The 23,693-nt window shown below is 70.9% G+C and carries 23 protein-coding genes; 10 read left to right on the forward strand and 13 right to left on the reverse strand.

Features of this window, described 5'->3' with window-relative positions; translation table 11 throughout:
* Window positions 1–75: 75 nt before the first annotated feature.
* The 3 genes from ABZ876_RS28675 to ABZ876_RS28685 all read left to right on the forward strand — a co-directional run bounded on the left by ABZ876_RS28675 (window position 76) and on the right by ABZ876_RS28685 (window position 2,993).
* Window positions 76–792 carry a hypothetical protein gene (locus tag ABZ876_RS28675; protein ID WP_361787250.1) on the forward strand — a complete coding sequence of 239 codons (717 nt, stop codon included), beginning with the start codon at window positions 76–78 and terminating at the stop codon, window positions 790–792.
* Window positions 793–890: 98 nt separating this feature from the next.
* On the forward strand, window positions 891–1,919 hold the full coding sequence (locus tag ABZ876_RS28680; protein WP_361787253.1) for a NucA/NucB deoxyribonuclease domain-containing protein: 1,029 nt from the start codon (window positions 891–893) through the stop codon (window positions 1,917–1,919).
* 96 nt (window positions 1,920–2,015) lie between these two features.
* Window positions 2,016–2,993 carry a hypothetical protein gene (locus tag ABZ876_RS28685; RefSeq protein ID WP_361787256.1) on the forward strand — a complete coding sequence of 326 codons (978 nt, stop codon included), beginning with the start codon at window positions 2,016–2,018 and terminating at the stop codon, window positions 2,991–2,993.
* A 157-nt stretch (window positions 2,994–3,150) separates the two neighbouring features.
* Here ABZ876_RS28685 and ABZ876_RS28690 read toward each other — a convergent pair whose 3' ends face one another.
* The 8 genes from ABZ876_RS28690 to ABZ876_RS28725 all read right to left on the reverse strand — a co-directional run bounded on the left by ABZ876_RS28690 (window position 3,151) and on the right by ABZ876_RS28725 (window position 12,252).
* Window positions 3,151–3,942, reverse strand: coding sequence for a phospholipid scramblase-related protein (locus tag ABZ876_RS28690; protein WP_361787259.1), 792 nt, complete (start codon window positions 3,940–3,942; stop codon window positions 3,151–3,153).
* 66 nt (window positions 3,943–4,008) lie between these two features.
* Window positions 4,009–6,060 (reverse strand): phosphocholine-specific phospholipase C, encoded by a 2,052-nt coding sequence (locus tag ABZ876_RS28695; RefSeq protein ID WP_361787262.1) that lies wholly within the window; start codon window positions 6,058–6,060, stop codon window positions 4,009–4,011.
* Between the two features lie 221 nt (window positions 6,061–6,281).
* On the reverse strand, window positions 6,282–7,814 hold the full coding sequence (locus ABZ876_RS28700; RefSeq protein WP_361787265.1) for a CYTH and CHAD domain-containing protein: 1,533 nt from the start codon (window positions 7,812–7,814) through the stop codon (window positions 6,282–6,284).
* A 48-nt stretch (window positions 7,815–7,862) separates the two neighbouring features.
* Window positions 7,863–8,018, reverse strand: coding sequence for a DUF6131 family protein (locus ABZ876_RS28705; RefSeq protein WP_361787439.1), 156 nt, complete (start codon window positions 8,016–8,018; stop codon window positions 7,863–7,865).
* A 207-nt stretch (window positions 8,019–8,225) separates the two neighbouring features.
* Window positions 8,226–9,041, reverse strand: a complete 816-nt coding sequence (locus tag ABZ876_RS28710; protein WP_361787268.1) for an ABC transporter permease — start codon at window positions 9,039–9,041, stop codon at window positions 8,226–8,228.
* Window positions 9,042–9,073: 32 nt separating this feature from the next.
* A complete protein-coding gene (locus tag ABZ876_RS28715) occupies window positions 9,074–9,964 on the reverse strand; it encodes an ABC transporter permease (RefSeq protein ID WP_361787271.1) in 891 nt (296 codons plus the stop codon).
* 10 nt (window positions 9,965–9,974) lie between these two features.
* Complete coding sequence (locus ABZ876_RS28720; RefSeq protein ID WP_361787274.1) at window positions 9,975–11,174, reverse strand: ABC transporter substrate-binding protein; 1,200 nt, start codon at window positions 11,172–11,174, stop codon at window positions 9,975–9,977.
* 40 nt (window positions 11,175–11,214) lie between these two features.
* Complete coding sequence (locus ABZ876_RS28725) at window positions 11,215–12,252, reverse strand: ABC transporter ATP-binding protein (RefSeq protein ID WP_361787277.1); 1,038 nt, start codon at window positions 12,250–12,252, stop codon at window positions 11,215–11,217.
* Window positions 12,253–12,366: 114 nt separating this feature from the next.
* On the opposite strand from ABZ876_RS28725, the gene ABZ876_RS28730 reads away from it, so the two are divergent.
* Together ABZ876_RS28730 and ABZ876_RS28735 are read left to right on the forward strand one after the other, a co-directional pair.
* Window positions 12,367–13,113, forward strand: a complete 747-nt coding sequence (locus ABZ876_RS28730) for a GntR family transcriptional regulator (protein ID WP_361787280.1) — start codon at window positions 12,367–12,369, stop codon at window positions 13,111–13,113.
* A 40-nt stretch (window positions 13,114–13,153) separates the two neighbouring features.
* On the forward strand, window positions 13,154–13,903 hold the full coding sequence (locus tag ABZ876_RS28735; protein WP_361787283.1) for a cache domain-containing protein: 750 nt from the start codon (window positions 13,154–13,156) through the stop codon (window positions 13,901–13,903).
* 73 nt (window positions 13,904–13,976) lie between these two features.
* Here ABZ876_RS28735 and ABZ876_RS28740 read toward each other — a convergent pair whose 3' ends face one another.
* Window positions 13,977–14,645, reverse strand: a complete 669-nt coding sequence (locus tag ABZ876_RS28740; protein WP_361787286.1) for a hypothetical protein — start codon at window positions 14,643–14,645, stop codon at window positions 13,977–13,979.
* A gap of 222 nt (window positions 14,646–14,867) precedes the next feature.
* On the opposite strand from ABZ876_RS28740, the gene ABZ876_RS28745 reads away from it, so the two are divergent.
* Together ABZ876_RS28745 and ABZ876_RS28750 are read left to right on the forward strand one after the other, a co-directional pair.
* Complete coding sequence (locus ABZ876_RS28745; protein ID WP_361787289.1) at window positions 14,868–15,524, forward strand: helix-turn-helix transcriptional regulator; 657 nt, start codon at window positions 14,868–14,870, stop codon at window positions 15,522–15,524.
* Between the two features lie 266 nt (window positions 15,525–15,790).
* Window positions 15,791–16,048 (forward strand): hypothetical protein, encoded by a 258-nt coding sequence (locus tag ABZ876_RS28750; RefSeq protein WP_361787291.1) that lies wholly within the window; start codon window positions 15,791–15,793, stop codon window positions 16,046–16,048.
* A gap of 7 nt (window positions 16,049–16,055) precedes the next feature.
* Here the strand turns inward: ABZ876_RS28750 and ABZ876_RS28755 are convergent, their stop codons facing one another.
* The 3 genes from ABZ876_RS28755 to ABZ876_RS28765 are packed head-to-tail and all read right to left on the reverse strand — an operon-like array spanning window position 16,056 to window position 18,918.
* Window positions 16,056–17,249, reverse strand: a complete 1,194-nt coding sequence (locus ABZ876_RS28755) for a DUF6545 domain-containing protein (RefSeq protein ID WP_361787294.1) — start codon at window positions 17,247–17,249, stop codon at window positions 16,056–16,058.
* Window positions 17,250–17,304: 55 nt separating this feature from the next.
* Entirely contained in the window at window positions 17,305–18,336 is a 1,032-nt protein-coding gene (locus ABZ876_RS28760) for a DUF6545 domain-containing protein (RefSeq protein ID WP_361787297.1), read from the reverse strand.
* Between the two features lie 3 nt (window positions 18,337–18,339).
* Complete coding sequence (locus ABZ876_RS28765) at window positions 18,340–18,918, reverse strand: toxin-antitoxin system, toxin component (RefSeq protein ID WP_361787300.1); 579 nt, start codon at window positions 18,916–18,918, stop codon at window positions 18,340–18,342.
* 448 nt (window positions 18,919–19,366) lie between these two features.
* Between ABZ876_RS28765 and ABZ876_RS28770 the strand changes: the two genes are divergently transcribed.
* Window positions 19,367–19,588, forward strand: coding sequence for a hypothetical protein (locus ABZ876_RS28770; RefSeq protein ID WP_361787303.1), 222 nt, complete (start codon window positions 19,367–19,369; stop codon window positions 19,586–19,588).
* 26 nt (window positions 19,589–19,614) lie between these two features.
* Here ABZ876_RS28770 and ABZ876_RS28775 read toward each other — a convergent pair whose 3' ends face one another.
* Window positions 19,615–20,805, reverse strand: coding sequence for an amidohydrolase (locus ABZ876_RS28775; RefSeq protein ID WP_361787306.1), 1,191 nt, complete (start codon window positions 20,803–20,805; stop codon window positions 19,615–19,617).
* Window positions 20,806–20,986: 181 nt separating this feature from the next.
* Between ABZ876_RS28775 and ABZ876_RS28780 the strand changes: the two genes are divergently transcribed.
* Window positions 20,987–22,450: an ornithine decarboxylase gene (locus ABZ876_RS28780; protein ID WP_361787309.1), complete on the forward strand. Its 1,464-nt coding sequence runs from the start codon at window positions 20,987–20,989 to the stop codon at window positions 22,448–22,450.
* 143 nt (window positions 22,451–22,593) lie between these two features.
* The gene (locus ABZ876_RS28785) at window positions 22,594–23,688 is read left to right on the forward strand and encodes a glutamate--cysteine ligase (RefSeq protein WP_361787312.1); all 1,095 of its coding nucleotides are present in this window, start codon (window positions 22,594–22,596) and stop codon (window positions 23,686–23,688) included.
* The last annotated feature ends 5 nt before the right edge of the window (window positions 23,689–23,693 follow it).

Below are 23,693 nucleotides of genomic sequence, written 5' to 3' on the forward strand. Positions count from 1 at the left end.
TCGAGTTCCTAGGCTCCTTGACAGCCACAGGGAAGCAACGAGGGGAACACTGTGAGCAACCGCACCATGGGTCGCATGGCCGCCACTGTCGCGACCGCTGCCGGTGTCGCCGTCCTGGCCCCGGCCGCCGCCCAGGCGCAGCCCGCCCGGACCGACACCGTGGTGAGCGTGCGGGCCACGGCGCAGAAGCCCGCTCACCTCACCGTCGGCTCCTACCAGGCGTACCTGAAGAGGAACTGGGCGAAGGGTGGCCGTGATACGGCCGTGAAGTTCGCCGGACTGACGCCGAGGCAGCAGCGGAAGTTCTTGCGCCACCTGGAGAACCGGGACGTCTACGAGGCGCTTCGGAACCAGGTCAAAGGCAGCTTCGGCATGCCGCTGCACACCGTCGCCCCGTACGACAAGGACATCGCGTTCGTCACCGACGTCACCACCCGTATCGCCAAGGACGATGCCGGGACGCTGACGGTGCGCTTCTCCGTGTCGGAGCGGATCTTCAACATCCCGGTGACCACCGAGACCATCACGGTCAAGGGCGCCACCCAGGGCGAGGGCAAGTCGAAGAAGGCCGTCACGACGGCCGAGTTGAAGAACGTGAACGCGGCTGTCGCGATCACTGCCGGTCCGGCCCGTGCCGCCTCCAAGGGTGCCGTCACCCGCGGTTCGGTCACCTGGACGGCCAAGCCCCAGGTGAAGGCGTTCGGCGCGAAGAAGGTCGTCAAAGAGCAAGGTGCGGCGGCTGTTGCCGTCAAGACGAATCGTTACTTCGCGGCGTCTCTCACCAACGGCTAGTCCTCACTTCCCCCGTGAGGACGGGGTTCGGCACCCGCTGGTCACCGCGGTGCCGCACCCGTTCCTGCTCCGCACCATCTAGGCGAAGGAAGAACGGAATGAATCTGCGCACGCGGATGAAAACCGGACTGCTCGGTGTCACTGGCGCCGCCTTGCTCGTCGGTGGACTGACGGCCGCTCACCCCGCGACCGCTCAGCCGGCTCCCGCGGTGAACTCGCTCAGCGGGATGAAGGTGAACGCCGTGAAGACCGTTCACGTCAACGCGGCCGGGGTCAGCTGCAGGATCGGCTACATCACCATCACCCGCACCAGCATGTGTCTGGACGTCAGCGCCCGCGTGGACGTGCTGCGCAACGGCAGGCCGGTCGGCAACGCCACCTTCGAGGTCAAGCACTCCATGACGCTCAAGACGAACAAGCTGAAATGGGGTGAGAGCTTCACCGTCGGCAAGGCCAGGCTCGTCAATGCCTCCGGGATCAGCGTCAGCGTCGCGGTCGGCGCCGGCAAGGGCGTGAAGACCAGCGTGAAGTTCCCGCAGGGATCCAGGCTGGGACCGGCTCACAAGGGCACGGTCAGCTACTCGGCCAGTGTGAAGAAGCACAAGCAGCTCAGCAACCCGGCCTCCTACCGGTTCACCTTCACCAAGCCCGGCTACACCATCGGGACCGGCGGCTACAAGTCCGCCAAGTTCCGCTGCGACGACACCTTCTGGTCGCGGGACAACACCAGGCGGGTGAAGAACCCGGGCTGCGTCTTCCCCGGCTACGCGCCCGTCTTCGGCCTGTCCCGGTCCGACTCGAAGGTGAACGAGTCCGCACAGCACATCCTCGACGCGCAGCGGGCGATCACGGGGCACCCGGGTGCCTCCTCGCCGCTGCACCGCATCACCGACGAGAGGACCATCGACAAGCACCGTCGGGCCATGTGCGGGCGCACCCACGCGCCGAGCGGCAAGGACTGCGACGAGTACCCCTTCGCCGCGACGAAGGAGGGCGGCAACCCGCGCCGCGGCAGCATCCGGGTCATCTCCGCGAGCGACAACCGCACCGCCGGCGCACGCCTCGGCGGCTTCTACAAGAGCCAGCGCGTTCTGAGCAACGACGCCTACTACGTACAAATCAAGTAGGACTGTCACACCGCGTCAGTAGCCTGGGTGCCGCCCCTCTCCGGGGCGGCACCCGTGCCTCGTATCCGGGTACAACGAGACGGAGTTGAAGCAGGCGTGACGACTGAGACCGCAGACCTCTACGTGGAAGACCACGATCTGCAGATCGACCCCCAGTGTGAGGGGATCATGGCCTTCCCCGAGCACTCCGACATCACCAACGGCATCGTCGGCTTCCACCAGGACTTCGGCACCATCCTGACCGGCTTCGAACGCGGCTGGTGCCACGTGACGGTCCAGATCTGCCCGGAGCCTCCCGCTCTGGACGCGGCGGATTGGGACGACGTACTCGATGTCTCGGCCGACTTCGCCCGCGGGCAGGCCTTCATCGGCAGCTACGACAAGGCGCTCACGACCAACCTGGCCTTCGACGGCCCCGGGACCTACCGGCTCCGCGTCCATGCGCGAGGCCGGGCAGAGGTGAAGGACGCGGCGCTTCCGCGCCGTCCCCGACCGAGCAAGACCAACCCCGCGCCCGAAACGTACCTGGTGCAGGTCTGGAAGGCCGCCGCCGGCCCTGAGGAGGTCCACAAGGGCAGCGGATACCCCGGACTTCCCGCCGCCGAGTACACCGGCCCGACCCGCTCCGCCTACAGCCCGGAGGCCGACGCTCCGCAGATTCGTGCCGGGAGCGGCGGGATCGTGCTCGTCCGTACCTGCTTCACCGAACCCGGCGCGTGGCAGGGATTGCTCGGGTTCATCGGCAAGGGGGGCGAGGGGGGCGACCCCATCGATGTAACGGCCGTCGACAAGCGTGCGTATGAGGGGCTGAGCGGGGAGCAGCTGCGCAGTCTGGTGGACCGTGACGAGGACGACTGGCCCTACCACCCGGTTCTTCTGGTCGCGGACGAACGGGCCCTTACCGCGGGCGACTTCCCGCTGCTGGCCGTCGACAACCCGCCGGGCGATCCTGCTGCCTCGTTCAGGATCACGACCGCCCACCTGGAGAGCTTTGTGGTCAACATGGAGCTGGGCAACACCAGCTTCTTCGAGTGGTCCCGTGATGCGGGCGAAGACGGCGTCTATGCGGGCTGAACCGAGCGGCTAGGCCACGGTCAGCCTGGGTGGCCGACCACGCCACGGCGAGGTCTTCAAGTGGCCGTCGATGTACACCTACAGTGCGGTCAAGAGGGTGTCCGACTCGGTCGTCACAACCCGATGTGGGACACCCTCTTTTCGCCGGTTCCCGGGCTCAGCCCCAGCCCCGGGCGTCCTGCTTGAGCGCGGTGTCCACGGTCAGCGCCGTCGCGACGACCAGGCTCAGCAGCGGCTCGGGCAGCTGGTAGTGGATCTGCAGCACGTAGTTGTCCGCCGTGGTGAACATCGTCTTCGCCAGACCCTCCCACGTCTTGGTGATCCGGGCGACCTCGTTCTCCGCGTGGTCGACGATCGAGAAGTTCCAGGCGCGCCAGTTCTCCGCCTTGATCGCGCCGACCTGCCGGCCGTCCGCGTTCATCGCGAAGTTGATCTTCCCGAACATGTTCTGCTGGACGATCTCGCCCACGCGCTGCCCGTCCGGACGCTCGATCACCACCCGCGACTTGAAGATCTTCGCGGGGCGGACCAGCACGAGCTGCGGCTGCCCGTGAGCGTCACGGATCTCCAGCTTGTGCGTCATGAACTGGTCGAGGCTGGAGACGAAGCGCAGGACCTTCTTCAAGGCGCTCTGCCCGACCTCGGTGACCGAACCGAGCTGGTTGCCGTTCTGGTCGTAGACGCTGTACTCGTTCGTCAGCTCGATCAGCTTGGCCTTCTGGTTCACGACCAGGACCGGTTCGCTGAACAGCGAGCCGCCGCCGGCTCCGCTCGGGGCGACCCCGGCCTGCTGCCGCACCTGACGCAGGACACGGGGGTCGGGGGGCGCGGCCTGCTGGTCCGCGTGGGTGTGCTCGGTCCACTGGGCGCCGTCCCAGTACCGCAGGGTTCCCGCCGCGCCGTTCGGATCCGGGTACCAGCCTGAAGGTGTGTTCGATTGCGTGGTCACCGGGGCACACTACCCCGGGACCACCGCCGCGCCGCACGCGGCGGCAGCGGCGGTCCCGGGTCCGGGTCACCCGGCGTGGATCGCCGGGTCACTCACGCCCGGCCGCCCGTTCTCGACGTGTCCGCAGAAGCGGCGCAGGAAGGCGGGATCGGCCTCGGACGTGACGGTGAGGTCGTACCAGCGCCTGCTCGCCCCGAGGGCGAAGGCACGCCGCACGGTGGCTCCCGCGCGTACCGTGACCGCCTGCGCATGACCGCCGTACCCGCAGACGACCTTGAGCCGGACCGTGCCGGAGCCCTTGTTGGTGAAGGTCAGCTCGACGTCCTCTCCGGTGTGCCGTGCGGTGACCTCGGGGCCGGCCGTCCTGTTCGGCCCCTTGAAGACGCGCAGGAAGCCGTTCGGGCCGTGCACGGTCAGGTCGTAGGAGCCGCCCGAGTAGGCCGAGTTCCAGGTGTCCGAGACGGTCTTGCCGGCCTCGGTGGTGTAGGTCCACGGACCGTCCGTGCGGTTGCCGGACGTGACGAGGAAGGCGGCGCCGGTGTGCGGGCCGGAGGCGAAGGCCAGGGTGAACTTCCCGGCCGCGGTGTCCGCGGAACCGTCCACGGCGGGCGCGTACCTGAGCGGGCGGGTGGGCCGCAGGCCGCTCTCCTGCTTCGGCAGTACGGGGTTCGCGGGCGGGGTCGGCACATAGTCGGGGTGCCGGTCGCGGTCCGGCGGCCGGTAGCCGTCCGTGGCCGGCAGGGACACCGGCTCGGCGTCCTTGCGGGAGAAGTCGAACGCGGAGGTCAGGTCACCGCAGACCGTGCGTCGCCAGGGGGAGATGTTCGGCTCGTGGACGCCGAAGCGGCGCTCGATGAACCGGATGATCGAGGTGTGGTCGAGGGTCTCGGAGCAGACGTACCCGCCCTTGCTCCACGGGGAGACGACGAGCATCGGCACGCGCTGCCCGAGCCCGTAGGGGCCGGCCGGGCGGCTGCCGTCGCCCTTGAAGACGTCGGGGCCGGCGTCGACCGTGGACTTGCCCTGTGCGGCGGAGGCCGGCGGGAACGGCGGTATCAGGTGGTCGAAGAAGCCGTCGTTCTCGTCGTACGTGATGAACAGGGCCGTCTTGGCCCACACCTGCGGGTCGGAGGTGAGCGCGTCGAGGACCTGGGAGACGTACCAGGCGCCGTAGTTGGCGGGCCAGTTGGGGTGCTCGGTGAACGCCTCGGGGGCGACGATCCAGGAGACCCGCGGCAACTTGCCGGACGTCACGTCGGCCTTGAGCCCGTCGAAGAAGCCCTCGCCCTTGCGGGCGTCGGTGCCGGTGCGGGCCTTGTCGTAGAGGGCGTCGCCGGGCTTGGCGTTCTGGTACTGCTTGAAGTAGAGCAGCGAGTTGTCGCCGTAGTTGCCGCGGAAGGCGTCCTGGATCCAGCCCCAGGAGCCGTTCGCGTCGAGGCCGTCGCCGACGTCCTGGTAGATCTTCCAGGAGATTCCGGCGGACTCCAGGCGCTCGGGGTAGGTCGTCCAGCTGTAGCCGGCCTCGTCGTTGCCGAGGACCGGGCCGCCGCCCTTGCCGTCGTTGCCGGTGTAGCCCGTCCACATGTAATAGCGGTTCGGGTCGGTGGAGCCGATGAACGAGCAGTGGTACGCGTCGCAGATGGTGAAGGAGTCTGCTAGCGCGTAGTGGAAGGGGATGTCCTCGCGGGTCAGATAGGCCATCGTGGTGGCGGACTTGGCGGGCACCCACTTGTCGTACTTACCGCCGTTGAAGGCGGCGTGTCCGTCGTTCCAGCCGTGCGGGAGGTCCTGGATGAACGCGAGGCCCAGGTCGTCGGCATCGGGGTGGAAGGGCAGGACGTCCTTGGTGCCGTCCGACTGGTGCCAGACCGGCTTGCCGTTCCGAAGGGTGACCGGGCGCGGGTCGCCGAAGCCGCGGACGCCTCTCAGCGTGCCGAAGTAGTGGTCGAAAGAACGGTTCTCCTGCATCAGGACGACGATGTGCTCGACGTCCTCGATCGTCCCGGAGCGGTGGTGCGCGGGAAGGGCCGCGGCACGCTCGATGCTGCTGGAGAGCGCGGCGAACGCCGCGGTGCCGCCCGCGAGTTGGAGGAAGCGGCGCCGATTCACTTGAGGCATGACGGGGTGACCTCTTGTCCTGAGCGGGGCATGTGACGCCCGTTGGTGAGGGAACCTGCGCGAAGCGAGTGTTCCAGGCACACCAAACGTCAGGAAAGGGTGCGATGGCCCCCATGTGAAAGTCGCCGGTACGACAGATGTGACCCGCGCCGAGGCCTACCCGGCTCCCGCCCTCCGAAGCGGACACGATCACCTCGGGCGCCCGGCCTCCGGTGCCGCGGTCACGGGCGGGCCTTGCCCGGCCGGGCCCGCGCGGCCCGCTGCCAGGCTCCCGGCAGCTGCTCCTCCCGCGCGCTCGCCGCGGCCCTCTCCTGCCCGTGCAGCAGGCCCCAGGTGAAGGCGGACTCGCCCGCCGTGTGCGCCGCGACGGCCAGGCGCCGCAGCGCGTCACGGGCGACTACGGCATCGTGGTGGTCACCACTCACCTTCTGCACCGCCTTGACGCGCTTGCCGAGACGGCGGGCGGGCTTGCCCAGGGCCGGGCGGGCCGCCTGGGCGCCGTACCGCAGCCGTTTGGCCGCCTTGCGGGCGTCGTGGATCGCCGCGTCGCGTTCCGGACCCGGCGGCAGCTCCAGCGCGGGGGCCATGCGCCGCCGGAGCCGGTCGTACTCCTTCGCCAGCGCCTTGGCCATCACCTTCTCCGGCGGCCTGGCGGCCTTGGCGCGCAGCGGCGGACGGGTGGTCAGCGCGTGCAGCCGCTCCAGAAGAGCCGTGTAGCGGGGCGAGGCCAGGGCATCGAGCGTGCGTCGGCGAGCCGCGGCCCGCTGCGCCGCGTCCCACGCCGTGAGCCGTGCGGTGACGGGGCCGAGGAGCAGTTCGCCGGGCAGTTCCAGGAAGGCCCTGCGCAGACGGTCGGCGAGCACTTCGTGGTCGCGCTCCGCTCCCAGCTCCGAGGCCAGCCACTTCAGTTCGCCGCGTACGGGGTCGGTGGCCTCGCGGTCCAGCACGGAGCGGTAGGACCGCAGAGTGCCGCGCAGCCGACGGCAGGTGACGCGCATCCGGTGCACGGCGTCGGGAGTGCCGCGGCGCACGGCCGGATCCAGCTCCACCAGTGCCCGCGCCTGTGCGCGGAGGTAGGCGTACACATGCTCGCCGGCGGAACCGGGGACGACCTCCGGGGGAGGGTCCTGGGCCCCGCCTACGGCCGGTGCCGTCTCGGCCAGAGCGCGGGCCGCCTTGGACGGGGCCTCCGCGCGGTCGACGCCCTGCTCCGCCAGTACCTTCTCGATACGGTCGAGCAGTGCGGGGCCGCCTCGCTCGGCGAGTTCGACCTCCATCTCGGTCCACACGGCGTGACCGCCGCCGTCGAGCAGCGAGTCGGCACGGACCGTGTCCAGGCTCAGCTCGGCGAGGGTGCCGCCCTGGCGGTCGACGAGATCGTGGACGGAACGAGTCGTGCGCAGGCGCACCACCGGCCGCAGTGGTGCGCCGCGGGTCCTGGAGAGGACGAGGTCGCGCAGCGCATCCGGGATCTCCTCGGACAGCGGGGCCTGGATCTCCTCGCGGTCGTCACCGGCCAGGGGCAGCTTGAGGTGCCAGCCGGCGTCCGTACCGCCCGCCCTGCGCCGCAGGGTCGCCGAGCTGCGGGCCAGCCGCAGGTCCGCGGTGTCGTAGTAGACGGCGTCCAGGTCCTGGATCCCCCGGTCGGCCATCGACGCGACCGTCTCCACGTCGGTCAGGTCGGGCGGCCAGGAGATGTCGTCGGCCGCAGGGGCCGCGTACTTGCGTTCTGTCTCTCGTTTCGACTGGGCCATACAGTGCCCGTTGACGGAATCGGGCGGGTCAAACCCGTGCGCGGCCGCTCACCAGTAGTGCCGTCGCCCGAAGACGGCGTGTCCGAGGGAGCCGAGGAGGAACAGGATGGCTCCTATGACGACCAGGATGATGCCGATCGTCCAGAGGATGGCGATCTTCGCCACGAAACCGATGACAAGCAGAATGATCCCCAGGATGACCATGGTGTCCTCCCTGCGAGGGGTGTTGTCACTGCTGGCCACATCCCCATGAAATATGCCCGATAAGGAACGATAATTCCTATTTCTGGTATCCCCCCGGGCCTGGACCCGAAACCCGGGCGATCGGCTCTTGCGATCCCCTGCCGGGGGCCCAGCGCTCCGTCGGGTCCGGGCGGCGGTGTGCCGCCCGGGGAAGGCGGCCCCGGCTCCCTAGATCCTGCTCTCCGTGGCCGTGTCCGCGGAAAGCCGCTGGGCGACGTAGATCGGGACCACCGACAGCACCACGAGCACCGCCGCCACCACATTCACCACCGGGGCCTGCTGAGGACGGGTCATGTTGTCGAAGATCCAGATCGGAAGGGTCTCGATGCCCGGACCGGCGGTGAACGTCGTCACCACGATCTCGTCGAAGGAGAGCGCGAACGCGAGCAGGGCGCCCGCGAACAGCGCCGAGCGCACCAGCGGGAAGGTGACGTCCACGAAAGCGCGGAAGGTGTCGGCGCCCAGGTCCATGGCCGCCTCCTCGTAGGTGCCGGAGGTACGGCGCAGTCGCGCGACGACGTTGTTGAAGACGACGACGATACAGAAGGTGGCGTGTCCGACGATCACGGTGAACAGGCCGAGGCCGACTCCGAGCGGTTCCAGGACCGTGCTGAACGCCGAGTTGAGCGCGATGCCGGTGACGATGCCGGGCAGTGCGATGGGCAGGACGACCACGAAGGAGATGGCGTCACGGCCGAAGAAGCGGTGCCGGGCCACCGCGAACGCGATCAGCGTGCCGAGCACCAGCGCGGTGGCCGTGGCGCCGAGACCCGCCTTCACCGAGACCCACAGAGCGCTGCGGGCCCCCTCGTTCTCCCAGGCCGCCGACCACCAGTGGGCGGTCCACCCGGGCGGCGGCCAGCTCGCGCTGCGGTCCGGGTTGAAGGAGTTGACCAGGACGAGGGCGAGCGGGACGTAGATGACCGCGAAGCCGAGCCCGGCGGCGATGCGCAGCGCGATGCGCGTGGAGCGGGACAGTTGCATGACGAGGTACCCCTGCTGGAGGCTGCGGACTTCTAGAGGCTGCTGAGCGCGCCCGTGCGGCGCATCGCCAGCAGATACAGCACGATGACCAGCACCGGAACCGTGCCCAGCGCGGCGGCCATGGGCAGGTTGAGCTCGATGTTGGAGTAGACGAGATTGCCGATCAGCTGGGTCTTGCCGCCGACGATCTGCACGGTGATGTAGTCGCCGAGGCTGAGCGAGAAGGTGAAGACCGAGCCGGCGGCCACGGACGGGAGCACCATCGGCAGCACGACCGAGCGAAAGGTGCGGCCGGGACGCGCCCCAAGGTCGGCGGAGGCGTCCAGAAGACCGGTGGGCAGCTGCTGGAGCGCCGTGTGGATCGGCAGGACCATGTACGGCAGCCAGAGGTAGGTGAGCGTGATGACGGCCGCCGGCAGTCCGAACCCGGGTCCGTCCAGCCCGAACGGCCTCAGCATCCAGTCGGCGAGGCCGCCCTGGGACAGGATCAGCCGCCATGCGTACACCTTGACCAGGTAACTCGCCCACAGCGGGGTCAGGATCGCGACCACCAGCAGGGGGCGCCACCGGGGCCGGGCGACGCGCGCGGTGTAGAAGGCCAGCGGGAAGGCGATCACCGCGCACAGGACGGTGACCGCGAGGGCCACGCCGACGCTGCGCAGGATCACCTGGCGGAAGACGGGTGTGGTGAGCAGCGCGTGGAAGTTGTCGGTGGACCAGACCTTCACCACCTCGGAGGTGAAGGAGTTCGTCGTCCAGAAGGCGGACACGAACAGCACGCCGAGCGAGCCGAGGTAGAGCACGGCCAGCCACAGCAGGGGCGCGGTCAGCAGCAGGGACAGCCGCAGCCGCCGGCGGCGGTGCAGCAGCCCGGCGAGCCGCCGGACGGGGGTCCGTCCGGCGGCCGGCAGGGTGGCGGTCATCGTCGTGTCCTCAGCCCTTGATCTCGGTCCATGCCTGGACCCACTTCGCGTACGGCACGCACTTGACGTCCGTGCGGCCGTCGAGGCACTGCTCGATGGGGGTGTTCCAGAAGGCGACGTTCTTCCAGTAGGCCGTGTCGGCCGCGTGGTAGGTGGTGCAGAAGTTCTTGTCGCTGGTCTCGGCGCATGCCTTGGCGTTGGACGGGGCCTCACCGAAGTACTCGGCGACCTGGGCGTTGACCTTCGGCGAGATGATCCAGTTCATCCACTGGTAGGCGCAGTTGGGGTGCTTGGCCTTGGCGGAGAGCATCCAGGTGTCGGACCAGCCGGTCGAGCCCTCCTTGGGCACGAAGGCCTTGACCTTGGCGCCCTCGGACTGCGCGAGGTTGGCGATGACCTGCCAGGCGGTGCCGACCACGGAGTCGCCGCTCTTGAAGGCGGACACCTCCTTGAGGTAGTCGCCCCAGTACTCGCCGACGGATCCGTTCTGCTGCTTCAGCAGGGCGACGGCCGCGTCGAACTGCTTCTGGTCCAGCGCATACGGGTCCTTGATCTTCAGCTCGGGCTTGGTGGCCTTCAGATAGAGCGCCGCGTCGGCGATGTAGATCGGGGAGTCGTAGGCGGTGACGTGGCCCTTGTACTTCGGCGCGTCGTCGAAGACGGCGGACCAGGACGTCGGCGCGGGCTTGACCTTCTCCGTGTTGTACATCAGCAGGTTGGCGCCGCGGCCGTGCGGGATGCCGTACGCCCTGCCCTTGGCGGAGTTCCACGCCTGGAGCTTCAGGTCGCCGAAGACGTCCTTGTAGTTCGGCACGAGGGCGGTGTTGACCGGTGCCGCGTCGCCGGAGGCGATCAGGCGCAGGGAGGCGTCGCCGGAGGCGGAGACCGCGTCGTACTCGCCGGTCTTGATCAGCTTGACCATCTCGTCGGAGCTGGCCGCGACCTTGGAGTGAACCTGGCACCCGGTCTGCTTCTCGAAGTCGCCGACCCAGTTCACCTTGGAGTCGTTGGTGCCGTCCTCGACGTAGCCCGCCCAGGCGACGAGGTTGACCTGCCCCTCGGACTTGCCGAGCTTCGACTGCGCCTTCAGGTCCGGCGGGTTGAGGCCCGTGGACGAGGAGGAGCCGCCCGAGCCGGACGAGCCACAGGCGGTGGCCGCGAGCAGTACCGCGACGGCGGCCGCTGCTTGGAGGGTACGAGTGAGACGCACGACGTTCTCCATGGGTGACGGTGGGGCTGGTGTGGGGGGGTCAGCGGGTGTCGGGGACCTGGACGGCGTGGCGGCGGTGCCACTGGAGGCGTACCCGGGTGCCGCGGTAGGCGGCGACGTCCTCGGAGGAGGTCTCGAGGTTCTGCTGGAGCGCGGTGAGGCGCCCACCGGCGTCGAGGTCGACGAGGAAGCGGGTGGCGTCTCCCAGGTAGACCACTTCGGCGACGGTGCCGGTGGCGGTGGAGTGCTCCGGCTCGTCCGCGATGGCGGACTCCTTCAGGACCCGGATCTTCTCGGGCCTGATGCTGTACGTGCCCGCGGTGCCGACGATCCGTTCGGCCGCCGGGCCCTGGAGCAGGTTCGAGGTGCCGACGAAGGAGGCGACGAACGCGGTGGCGGGGCGCTCGTAGATCTCGGCGGGGGTGCCGACCTGTTCGATGCGGCCCTGGTTGAAGACGGCGATGCGGTCGCTCATCGTCAGGGCCTCCTCCTGGTCGTGGGTGACGAACACGAAGGTGATCCCGACCTCGCGCTGGAGCGCCTTGAGTTCGACCTGCATCTGCTCGCGCAGCTTGAGGTCGAGGGCGCCGAGCGGCTCGTCGAGGAGGAGCAGACGGGGGCGGCCGACGAGGGCGCGGGCGAGTGCGACCCGCTGCCGCTGGCCGCCGGAGAGCTGTGCGGGCCGCCGCTTGCCGAAGGCTTCGAGGCGCACACCGGCGAGCGCCTCGCGGGCCCGGGCGATCCGCTCGGCCTTGGGCACCTTGCGGACCTTGAGGCCGTAGGCGACGTTCTGCTCGACGGTCATGTGCGGGAAGAGCGCGTAGTCCTGGAAGACGGTGTGCACGTCGCGCTCGAAGGGCGCGAGGCCGGTGACGTCCTGGCCCGCCAGCTCGATGGTGCCGGAGGTGGGGCTCTCGAAGCCCGCGATCATGCGCAGGACGGTGGTCTTGCCGGAGCCGGACGGGCCGAGCATCGAGAAGAACTCCCCGTCGGATATCTCCAGATCGACCCCGGCCACTGCGTTGGTTCCGGCGAACTCCTTCCGCAGCCCCTGCAACCGGATCGCGCTTCCCTCCATGGACGGGAACCTTTCTGGTGCACTCTTCCGTTCTTGCCTGTGGGACGCAAAGATATGAACTCATAGTTCAAATCTCAAGACCCCCTTAAGGTAAAGGTTGAGTCAACGCACAAGGTGGTGGCCGTGAAGCACAACAGGGGCGGCGGGGCGCGAAAAGCCGTCTTCTCCCCGGTGGACACCCGGGCGCGCGTGGAGACGGTCGTCCGGCGCCTCGGCGACGCCATCGAACTCGGGCTGCTCGCCGACGGGGAGCAGCTGCCCGGCGAGAGTGAGCTGGCCGGGCAGCTCGGCGTGTCCACCGTGACCCTGCGGGAGGCGCTCATGGCGCTGCGCCAGCAGGGTCTGGTCACCACCCGGCGGGGACGCGGCGGCGGCAGCTTCGTCTCGCTGCCCGAGGAACCGGCCACGGAGCGGATCAGGCAGCGGCTGGCCGGCTGGAGCACGGAGGAACTGCGCGACCTCGGCGATCACTGGGCCGCCGTCTCCGGCGCCGCGGCGCGGCTCGCCGCCCAGCGCACCGAGCCGGACGACCTCCAGCCGCTGCGACGCACCCTGGAGGAGTTCGCGGCGGCCGAGGACGCGGCAGCGGGCAGTCGGGTCTACGGGCGGTTCCATGTGGAGCTGGCGGCGGCCGCACAGTCCGCCCGGCTCACCCGGGAGCAGGTCGCGCTCCAGACGGAGGTCGGGGCACTGCTGTGCCTCGTCCTCGGGGACGACGCCTACCGCGAAGAGGTGGCTGACCGTCATCGCTCCGTGATCTCCGCGGTGCAGAATGGGGCGCACGACTCGGCCAGGGAGCTGGCCGAGGCGTGCGTCCGGGAATCGACGGCACGGCTCATCGCGCTGCGCCTCGCCCTGTAGGATGCGCCGGCTTTCGGTCCGTGTGCGCGGGAGGGCGCCGATGAGCACGAGCCCTGGACTGATCGCCTCGCCCGAAGGGGGCGTGGCGGCACGGGTCCGGTCCGCGTTGGAGACGGTGTTCGACGCCGTCGCGCAGACACGCGCCGACACGGCGGCGCTGCTGGCACGGGTGGCCGGCCGGGGGCCCGCGACCGTGGACCTGGCCGCGCTGCGCCCGGGGCTCCATGCCCGGCTGGCCCGGCACGAGTTGGTCTCCGGGGTCGGGTTCGTGGCGGCCCCCGGGCTGCTGAGCGACGTACCGGCATGGCTGGAGTGGTGGCAGACCGGTTCCGGCGGCGACATACGGCCCCTGCTGCTCGACCTGGATCCGGCACACTCGGCGTACTCCGACTACACGCACTGGGACTGGTTCGCGCTGCCGCGTGACACCGGGCGGCGGGCGGTGGCCGGCCCCTACGTGGACTACCTCTGCTCCGACGAGTACAGCCTCACCCTGTCCGCGCCCGTGCACCTGGAGGGACACTTCGCGGGCGTGGCCGCGGCCGACGTCTATCTGCGGCACTTCGAGGCGGCCGTGCTGCCCCTGTTGCGCGCCCTGCCCACGCCCGCGCATCTGGTCAACGCCCGGGGCCGGGTTGCGGCCTCGGCCGACCCCGCGCATCTGGCCGGATCGCTCACCAAGGGACCCGACTTCGCCGCCGTGCTGGAGCGGGCGCGACCGGAGGTCTGGCGCGAGCTGCGGCTGGTCCCGTGCGACGGGATTCCGCTCGTTCTCGTCCTGGGCCGCTGATCGGGGCGACTGCCGCGGGCCCCGGCGCCGTCGGTGACCTGAACACCGACGGAGCCGGGGCGGTGAGAAAAGCTCAGTCCGACTGCGCGGGCACCACGCTGAGGTGACCCGTCGTGCGCCGGATGCGGCGCGGACGGCGCCCGGCCGGTGCCGGGCGGCGCGCCTCGCGCAGCACCAGTGTCAGCTTCGAGTACCCCATGGACTGAAGGGTCTTGGGGGTCTCCCCCACCACCCGGCAGTCGCCACTCCAGCGCGGGTCGGGGTGCAGCAGCGGCCGCACGGCCCCGTCGTGCTCCATGGCGTGCGGGCCGGTCGCCCGGATCCAGTGCGGCAGGCCCTGCCGGTAGGCGGCCTCCATGATCGGGTCCTGGGCGATCTCCCTGCGGATGGCCTGGAGCCCGTGGTCGTGGCCGTGCCGCTCCACCGCCGCCGCGAAGTGCGCCAGCATCGGCAGGCACCAGCTCGACTCGTGCTCGCCGAGGACCGTGCCCGCGTCCGGGTGGAAGAGCACAAACCGCAGGAAGTTGTCATCGGGCATGGCCGTCGGATGCGGCCCCACCCCGCGAAAGAGCGTCGCGAACGCGGTGTTGGCGAGCACGACGTCCCAGCGGTGGTCGAAGACGACGGACGGGAAGGGGACGGCTTCCAGCAGCGCGGCGTAGTCCTGTAGATACGCCCTTGCTTCCGGACTCTCGGGGACGGGCCGCGGCTGCGACCGCTGCCCTCCTGCCTGAAACGCCATCGGGAGGTCACCCCTCTTGCCCTTGCGGCCTTCACGCGGCGCCCCGATCCTGCTGCCCCGGATCGAGCCGTGTCAACTATCGTGGCATTTGGCGTCGGTTGACGGCCGAATCTCGCCACAGTTGTGGCGAGACCTGGATGTGAGTTCGAGAGAACGGCTAATCTCCGGATGGTTCCGGACGACCATGAGAACGATGTGAGAAGAGACGTAGGAGATCTGTCGGTGACGGATGGCTTCGAGGTTCCGGGCGCCACGGCGACGGGTCTGCTGCCGGCCGTCGTGGCCCGTGTCACCGCTCTCGCCGACCGGCTGGGCGTGCCGCACGAGGAGGTCTTCGGCGTCGCGCGCCTGTCGGTCGCCTCCGGCGTCCCGGAGCCGGTGGTGAAGGCCCTGCTGAGCGGAGTGCCCGCCGGGGAGCCGGATCTTCAGGCGCGCTTCCTGCAACGGCTCGACCTGCTGCGCCGCACCCGGGTCAAGCCCAACGGCCGCAAGTACACACAGCAGGAGATCGCCGACGGCGCGGGCATGTCGCGCCAGCAGGCGGGTGCCCTCATCAACGGCGACCGGCGCCCCACCATGGAGCACTGCGACGCCATTCAGCGCTTTTTCAGGGTGCATGCCGGGTTCCTCACGGCCGAGGACCCCGAGGCGCTCGCGAACGCCCTCCAGCGCTCGGAGCAGGAGCTCCTCCAGCAGCTCGCCGACCGCGAGCGCGCGGCGGCCGACACCGCCGACGACCCGCTGGAGCGGCTGCTTCAGGACCACGGTGTCCGCGGCATCGCCTGGCGGGCGGCCCAGCTGCCCACCGACCAGCACCGCGACAAGGTCGCCGAGTGGCTGGACATGCTCCTGGAGAGCGTCAAGCGGCCCGAATCCTGAGCCGGGGCAGAACCATCGGCGTCGGAAGGAGAATGCGCCGAGTGCGCGGCGAGTTGGCCGCCGGGCTCTCGCTCCCGGCACCGGCGGCACCCGCCGGCCTCCACGCCGCGCTGTGCGCGGGATGAGCCGACGCCGCGGCCGTCCCGTCCGGTTCCGTACGGCCGCCTTCCCGCCCGGCACGGCGAGCGGCCCCCGGCTCGACATGGGAGGATCTCGCCTCGGGCCGCCACGAGGACCTGCTGAACGGCACCGTGACCTAAGCGCTGGTGTGCGCCCTGGAGGACGCGTCGCCCGGCGCGCGGCAGCGGATCCCGGGGCTGCCCGCCGAGGCACCCGCGTCCGCGCAGGCACGGTCGGCCCTCGGCGGCATCCTTCTCGGTCCGTCCGTCCCGGCCCACTGCGACAAGGACATCGGGGAGGTCCGCGACGGGGCGTACCGCATCCTGGACGAGCCGGGCGGCGACGAGGCGTACGTGTGCGTCCTGCACCGGCGCGTGGACGGGACGTCCCGGCCGCTTCCCTGACAACGGGTCAGGTCGGAGCCTGTTCGCGTCCGGCACGGCTGCGCCGCCGCATGTCCTTGACGACGCGGGACCGCAGGGCGCGGGACAGCCGGGCCAGGTCCCCCGTCGTGAGGGGCGGCCCGGGCGGCCCGAGCGTCGCCTGCCCGGGCGGGGGGTCCTCGCCGACGTCGCTGTAGGTGTCGGCGGCGGCGGCGATCATCGCCGCCTCGGCGATGATGTCGGCGTCCTGCGCGCTCGCTCCACGGGCGACGGCGGCAGCGTGTGCCTCGTCCCGAATCCGGTGGTCGAAATGGCCCCGGCACGCCACGATACGGTCCGAGATATAGGTCTGACGCTGCGTCAGCCGCAGTCGGAACTCGGGTGTCCACCAGGGCAGGGGCAGCAGGGCGAGGCCGGGCACGCCGGGAACCGCCCCGACGGCCCTGGCGAGCGGGCCGAGTTGCCAGTACCGGACCGCGTCCTCGCTGCGGCGTCCGACGAGCGGAAGGATGAAGCCGACGGCGACGAGGAGGGCGCTGGGCTGGCCCATGCTGGGTGCGACACCGGTGGCCAAAAAGCCCCAGTCGTGCCCCGTCCAGCGGACGCCGATCGCCACGAGTTTGGCCCCGTCGTAGCCGGCGTAGTGCAGCAGATAGCCGAGCGCGAGGGCACGCAGGCCGATCCGCATGCTGCCGTACACGTCGCGCGACCAGCGCCAGCACAGCCGGCTGCAGGTGAAGGAGGCCACGCCGTGGGCGAGGAGATACAGCAGGATCATCTCGCGGATGTAGGGCGTGCCCGCGTAGTACAGGTCGAAGTCGGTGCGTCGTTCCACGGGGGCGTCGCCGAGCGCGTACAGGGTGACGATCAGCACCCACACCAGCAGATAGAGCGCGATGATCTGCTGTGACAGGCACCGGGTACGGCCCTTGTCGGTGCCGCCGCGCCAGTTCAGGACCAGTACGACCGAGGCCGCGGAGAAGCCCGTGAGCGCGCAGTAGACCAGTGGGGCGGAGAAGTTGGACACCCCGGTGGTCCGGTTGACCAGGATGATGGTCTGCGGCGCGGAGGTGAACAGGACGCCCGATCCCACCAGCAGCAGGGCGCAGATCGAGGACAGCAGCCAGTCCCGGCCGCGGGCGCGGACCAGGGCGGGTAACTTGAGCAGGCAGGCCAGGAGCAGCAGGCCGCCGGCGACGTAGAAGCCGAGGTTGGCCTTCATGGTGCGACGACTTCGGGCGGTGTGGTCGGACAGGGTGCCGTCTGGGCGCGTAAGGTCATGTCCCTCGGTTCTCCGGCCTGCCGCCCGCCCGGGGCGTGTCGGCGACGATGGGGGTGTGGACGGCCCGGGAGACCCGGACCAGGTCGCGCAGGTTGCCGTCGAGCGCGGTGGGGACGCGGGCGCCGGGCACGGGTTCGCCGGGTGAGCCGGTCCGGGTGGCGGCGACGGCCATGGCGGCTGCGCCGATGGCCTCGGCTTCCGGGGTGCTCGCACCGCAGGAGATCGCCCCGTTGTACGCCCGCTCGCGCACCCGGTCGTCCAAGCCGGGTCGCAGAGGGGAGATGCCGTCGCGGATGCCGGTCTCCCGCCGGGTGAGACGAAGGTCGATGTCGCCCAGCGACCGCCAGGACAGCGGCACCCGGCAGCGCCGGTCGGCGGGGTCGACCAGGAGTTTGAACAGCGGCCGGAGCCCGGCGTAGGCGGTGACGCTCTCGATGCGCGGACCGGCCGGCGGCAGGGCGTGGCCGAAGGTGACGAGGGCGACGGCGGGGGCCAGGTCGGTGCTCAGGGTGTCCCGGCGCCGTCCCGTCCAACGGGCCACGACCGCGGCCAGTTCGACCATCCCGAAGACACCGTTGAGCAGGGTGATCATCTCCGCGAGACCGGGGGTGGTGGCGTAGTAGGTGTCCAGGTCGGCCCGGCGTTCCAGGGGTGCGTCGCCGATCGCGAACAGCACCCACAGGGCGACGGTGACGGCGGCGTAGGCGGTCAGCCACGCGAGGGCCGCGCGGCGCACGTGCGCCGGTTCGCCGCCGCGCCAGTGGACGGTCAGGACGATGCAGGAGGCGCTGAAGGCGGTCACCACGGTGTACGCCGGCGGTGCGGCGATGTCCGGGATGCCCGTCGGGTGGTTGACGGCGGCGACGCCGGCGGGAGCGGACAGGGTGAAGGAGATCCCGGCCGCGAGCAGGACCGCGCACAGCGACACCGGCGCCGGGTCACGCCTGCTGTGCAGCAGCCGGGGAATCCTGATGGCGAGGCCGCTCCACAGGAGCATGGCCGTCAGACAGTAGAACCGACCGTCCACGACTCAGACCCAGAGGCCTCGGCCCAGCGAGTCCTCGATGCGTCCGGCCACCTGGCCCAGATCGGCGCGCCAGTGGGTCCTGCGGAAGGTGCGCAGGTCGGTTCCGAGCCGCAGGCCGAACATCTCGGCCTCCGCCTCGTGCCGGTCGTCGAAGCGGGTGCGGGCTGCGACGCCCAGCTGGGGCGCGCCGAGCCCGCCGAGTCTCGCGTCCCGGGAGGTGAGAAGCCGGCGCACGACATCGTCGACGGCACCGGCCTGGAAGCTGTGCGCCCGTGCGGCGGCCCGGCCCGCCGGGGTGTGGGCTCCGCAGTGTCCCTCGAACATGTGCCAGATCTCATGGCCCAGGATGACGTGCTCGTGCTCGCTGTTGGTCGTGTCGATCCGCACGGCGACGATGTCCATGTCCTCGAGATCGAGCCACAGTCCGCTCGCCGTGCCAGGCGGAAAGCTGGTCCGCTTCAGCACCACCGGACGGCCTCGCAGACCGGTGAGAATGGTGCCGAGGGCCACGAAGATCTCGTCGTCGTCACCCGGCGCGGCCTGGTCCAGGCGGGCGAGCAGTTCGGCGCTGAGCTCTTTCATCCTTTTCTCGCGCCTGGTCTTCACGTCGTCACTCCCCGGTCTTGGACGTCGGTGCCAGGTCGCCACAGTAGTCACTTCTCGGTGGTCCTCAACCGGCCTCGGAGACAAGGGCACGGGCGACGGCGCGCAAGCCGGACAAACCCATCCTGCGGATCCCTCGGAGGGCCGGCAACTCGACCGCGCCCTGGCCGAGATCGAACCCCAGGGGCGTCAGCGGGCGTGCGAACAGGCCCACTTGCGGCATGTTGCCCGGCGCCCCGTGGGGCGGTTGCGGCTCCGCTGAGCGGGCGAACCCGCCGCTTCGGCCACGGGATTGTCAGTGGCGGACGGCAAGCTGGGGGTGCGCCACCGATACGCGCGGCGACCGACCGCGTACGGGGGCGTGCACCGTGCACGTACCGCCGCGCGCCCTCCCGGGCCGCGCGGCCGATCCGGGGAGAGCCGACCGATGCCGACCGCCGTACTGACCGACCGCCAACGCGCCGCCGTACAGGCCTATCTTCGCCTCCTCCACACCGTTCGAGCGGCCTTCGACGGACCCCCGAATCCGCTGCGACCACCCGTGGTCCCGACCGCCGCCCTGGCCGAGGCGGACCGGGCCCTGGCGGAGGCCGGGCTCACGGGCACCGAGGAGGAGTTCTTCCGCCTGTGCGGACAGTGGTGTCCCTGAGCGGCCTCCCGTGGGCCGCGGCGGTCTCAGAGGTCCGCCGCGGATCGGGCGCGGTGCTGCCGCCAGGCCTCCTCGCGCAGTTCCGGGCGGAGCAGGACATCGGCGGCGGTGCACGCGAGCGCCTCCGTGGCGGCGAGAAGCACGGTGCGGGCCCGCTCGGAGGCGGCCGCCTCGGCGAACTCGGCGGTGTGGTCGGACCCCTCCTCGTTCATGATCGCCACGAACGGGTGGATGGCGGGCAGCCGGGCGCTGACGTTGCCGATGTCCGACGACCCCAGGTACACCCCGGCGGCAGGGGGAGCCAGCACGATCCCCTTCCCGGACAGGTGCTCGGCGAACCGCGCGGAGAGCACGTCGCTGTCGCGGAAGTGCTCGTACCGGACGGTGGCGCGCTCCACCTCCGCCGTGGTGCCCGTGGCCCGGGCGACGCCCTCGGCGCACTCCCGCAGCTGCTCGGCCAGGTCCTCCAGCGCCCGGGTGGTCAGCGCCCGCAGCCCGAACCGGCCCTCCGCGTACTCGGGGACGATGTTCGTGGCCCGGCCGCCGTCGGTGACGATGCCCTGCACATGGGAGGCCTCCGGCAGGCGCCGGCCGACCACGGCCAGGACGTTGAACAGTTCGACGAGCGCCGCCAGGGCGTCGATGCCCTCGGTCGGGTTGCCCGTGGGATGGGCCGCCCGTCCATGGAAGGCGACGCGGTACTGCACCTGTGCCGTCAGCGGCGCGTACCGCCAGTCGTACACCCCCGGGTGGAACATCAGCGCCGCGTCGACGCCGTCGAACACCCCGGCCTCCACCTCGAGGGCCTTGCCGCCACCGCCTTCCTCGGCCGGTGTGCCCACGGCCATCACGCATCCGTGCGCGCCGCCCAGCACCGTGTGCAGGGCCAGCGCCGCCCCCAGGCCCGCGGCGGCGATGAGGTTGTGCCCGCAGGCGTGGCCTAGGCCGGGCAGGGCGTCGTACTCCAGGAGCAGCGCGACCGTGGGGCGGCCGTCGCCCGAGCGCGCGGCGAACGCGGTGGGCATCCCCGCCACCCCGCGCTCGACCGTGAAGCCCTCCTGCGCCAGCGCGCCCGTCAGCAGCCCGGCCGCCCGGTGTTCGGCGAAGGCGTACTCGGGATCGGCGTGCAGTGCGAGGGCGGCCTCCCACACCACGCCGGCCCGCTGGGCCACCGCCCCGCGCAGTGCCTCGTGAACATCGTCGGATGTGCGGGTCACATGGCCTCCTTCGCCTCCGGATGCGGTGCCACGTCAGCGCGGGTTCCACCGTCCGGGACCGCGACACCCCGGAGTTTCGAATGTCCCGCCGGTGGAACCCGACGTGCGCCGGGACGGGCCGCCGGTGCGCCCGGATCCGGGACGGCGGCCGAACGCCGCAGGGCGACCGGAAGGGAAGCAGATGGATCACTCGCGGGCTCCCGTACTGGAGGCGCTGGAGGAGTTCCGGCGCCGAGGGGACGTGGCCTACGGCCCTCCGGGCCACAAACAGGGCCGTGGGGCCGATCCGCGGGTGGCGGACATCGTGGGGCTCGACGTCTTCCGTTCGGACGTGCTGTCCCTCAACGGACTGGACGACCGCCGCCAGTCGCAGGGCGTGCTCGCTCAGGCGCAGGAACTCATGGCGAACGCGGTCGGCGCCGAGCGGGCGTTCTTCTCCACCTGCGGCAGTTCCCTGTCGGTGAAGACCGCCATGATCTCCGTGGCCGGCCCCGGCGAGAAGCTGCTGGTGTCGCGCAACGCCCACAAGTCCGTGGTCGCGGCCCTCGTGATCAACGGGGTGGAGCCGGTCTGGGTGCATCCGAAGTTCGACGTGGAGCGCCACCTCGCCCACCCGCCGGAGCCGGACGACGTGCGCCGTCGTCTCGAGGAGCACCCGGACGCCAAAGGCATGTTGCTGATCACGCCGACCGACTGGGGCACCTGCGCGGACATCCGGGGCGTGGCGCGGGTGTGTCACGACTTCGACGTCCCGCTGATCGTGGACGAGGCCTGGGGCGCCCACCTTCCGTTCCACCCCGCTCTCCCCGCCTGGGGCATGGACGCCGAGGCCGATCTGGTGGTGACCAGCGTCCACAAGATGGGCGGTGCCATCGAGCAGAGTTCCGTCTTCCACCTCCAGTACGACCGGGTGTCGCCGGACGTCCTCAAGCAGCGGGAGGACCTCCTCGGCACCACCAGTGCCTCGTCCCTGGTGTACGCCACCCTCGACGGCTGGCGACGCCAGATGGTCGAGCGGGGACACGAACTTCTGGAGTCCGCGCTGCACCGCGCGGAGCGGATCCGGTCCATGGCCGGTGATCTGCCGGGGCTGCGGCCCATGGGCTCCGAGGTCGTCGAGGCGGGGCTCGCCGCCGAGTACGATCCCCTGAAGATCGTGATCGACGTGCGGGGACTCGGCGTGAGCGGAATGCAGGCCGCCGAGTGGCTGCGCGCCCACCGTCACGTCGATGTCGGCGGCTCGGACACCTGCCGCATCAGCGCCTCGATCACACACGCCGACGACGACGAGACCGAGAAGATCCTGCTGGACGCCCTGCGCGCGCTGGCCGAGAACGCCGAGGGCATGGAGCGGCAGACGCCGGTGCACCTGCCGGAGCCCTCGACACTGGAACTGGAGCAGGCCATCACGCCGCGCGAGGCGTTCTTCGGACCTGCCGAGAACGTGCCCGCCGAGCGGGCGGCAGGACGGATCGCCGCCGAGACGATCAGCCCCTACCCGCCGGGCGTCCCCGTGGTGGCCCCCGGTGAAGTGATCACCATGGAGGTCCTCGACTATCTGCGCAGCGGTGTCGCCCACGGCGTGCTGATCCCCGACGCGGCGGATCCCACGCTGGAGACGCTGCGTGTGGTGGCGACGCGCTGACCACGTCGTGCGGCCCCGTTTGAGCGGGCCTGCTCGCGGAACTTGTTCTCGGCACCCCTGGGGCGGGCGGGACGCGCGCCCGGACAGCAGCGGGCCTGCCCTCCCGGGACGGATCGCGGCGGCGGGGGAGGGAAAGGTCGGCCATGACAACGGTCGGTGTGGAAGAGGAGTACCTGCTGATCGATCTGGGCACCGGCTGGCCGGCGGCGCGCGGGGAAAAGGTGCGGGCCGCGGCGGGTCTCGCGCCGTTCGTCACCGACGACGAGGTCCAGACGGAGCTTCTCCAGGCCCAGGTGGAGGTGGCCACGCCGGTGTGCGCCACGCTGGAGGAGGTCGGCGGGCATCTGCTGCGTCTACGGCACGCCGTGGCGGGGGCGGCCGAGGCATGCGGCTGCCGGCTCGTGGCCAGCGGTACACCGCCGCTGGCGGAGGGCCTGCCGGTACCCATCACCGACAAGGCCCGCTACCGGGAGATGCAGCGGCAGGCGCCCCAGCTGGTGGCCGAGCAGATGGTCAACGGCATGCATGTGCATGTCGCCGTCCCCGGCCGGCAAGCGGGGGTCGAGGTGCTCAACCGCATCCGCCTGTGGCTGCCGACGCTGACGGCGATGTCGGCGAACTCCCCGCTGTGGGCGGGACACGACACCGGCTTCGCGAGCTGGCGCACCCTGATCTTCGACCGCTGGCCGGTCAGCGGCGTCCCCCCGTACTTCGCCGACGAGGCGGACTACGAGCGGCGGGTGCGGCGGCTGCTGTCGGCAGGGCTGATCGGCGACACCGGGCAGCTGTACTGGCAGGCCCGGCTGTCCGACCGCTACCCCACGGTGGAGGTCCGCTGCCTGGACGTCCAGTTGCGCGCGGACGACGCAGTGATGTTCGCGGGGCTGGTACGCGCCCTCGCCGACACCGCCATGCGCGATGCCGCGGCGGGCGGCTCCGCGCCCGAGGGCGACATGGAGTTCGTGCAGGCGGCGATGTGGCAGGCCGCCCGCTACGGGCTGAGCGAGGATCTGATCGACATCGGCGGCGGGCGCCGCCGTGCCGACGACGTGGTGTACGGGCTCCTGGAGCACGTGGAGCCCGCCCTGGAGGCGTACGGAGACACCCGGGAGGTGACCTCGCTGGTCCGGCGTCTGCTGGAGCGGGGCACGGGCGCGGAGCTCCAGCGCACGGCGCTGGCCACCGGGGGCCTGGAGGCCGTCACCGGCATGATCGTGGACGCCCTGGTAGCGCCCTAGGGACG

It is taken from the genome of Streptomyces sp. NPDC046931, from assembly GCF_040644655.1.
Taxonomy (GTDB): domain Bacteria; phylum Actinomycetota; class Actinomycetes; order Streptomycetales; family Streptomycetaceae; genus Streptomyces.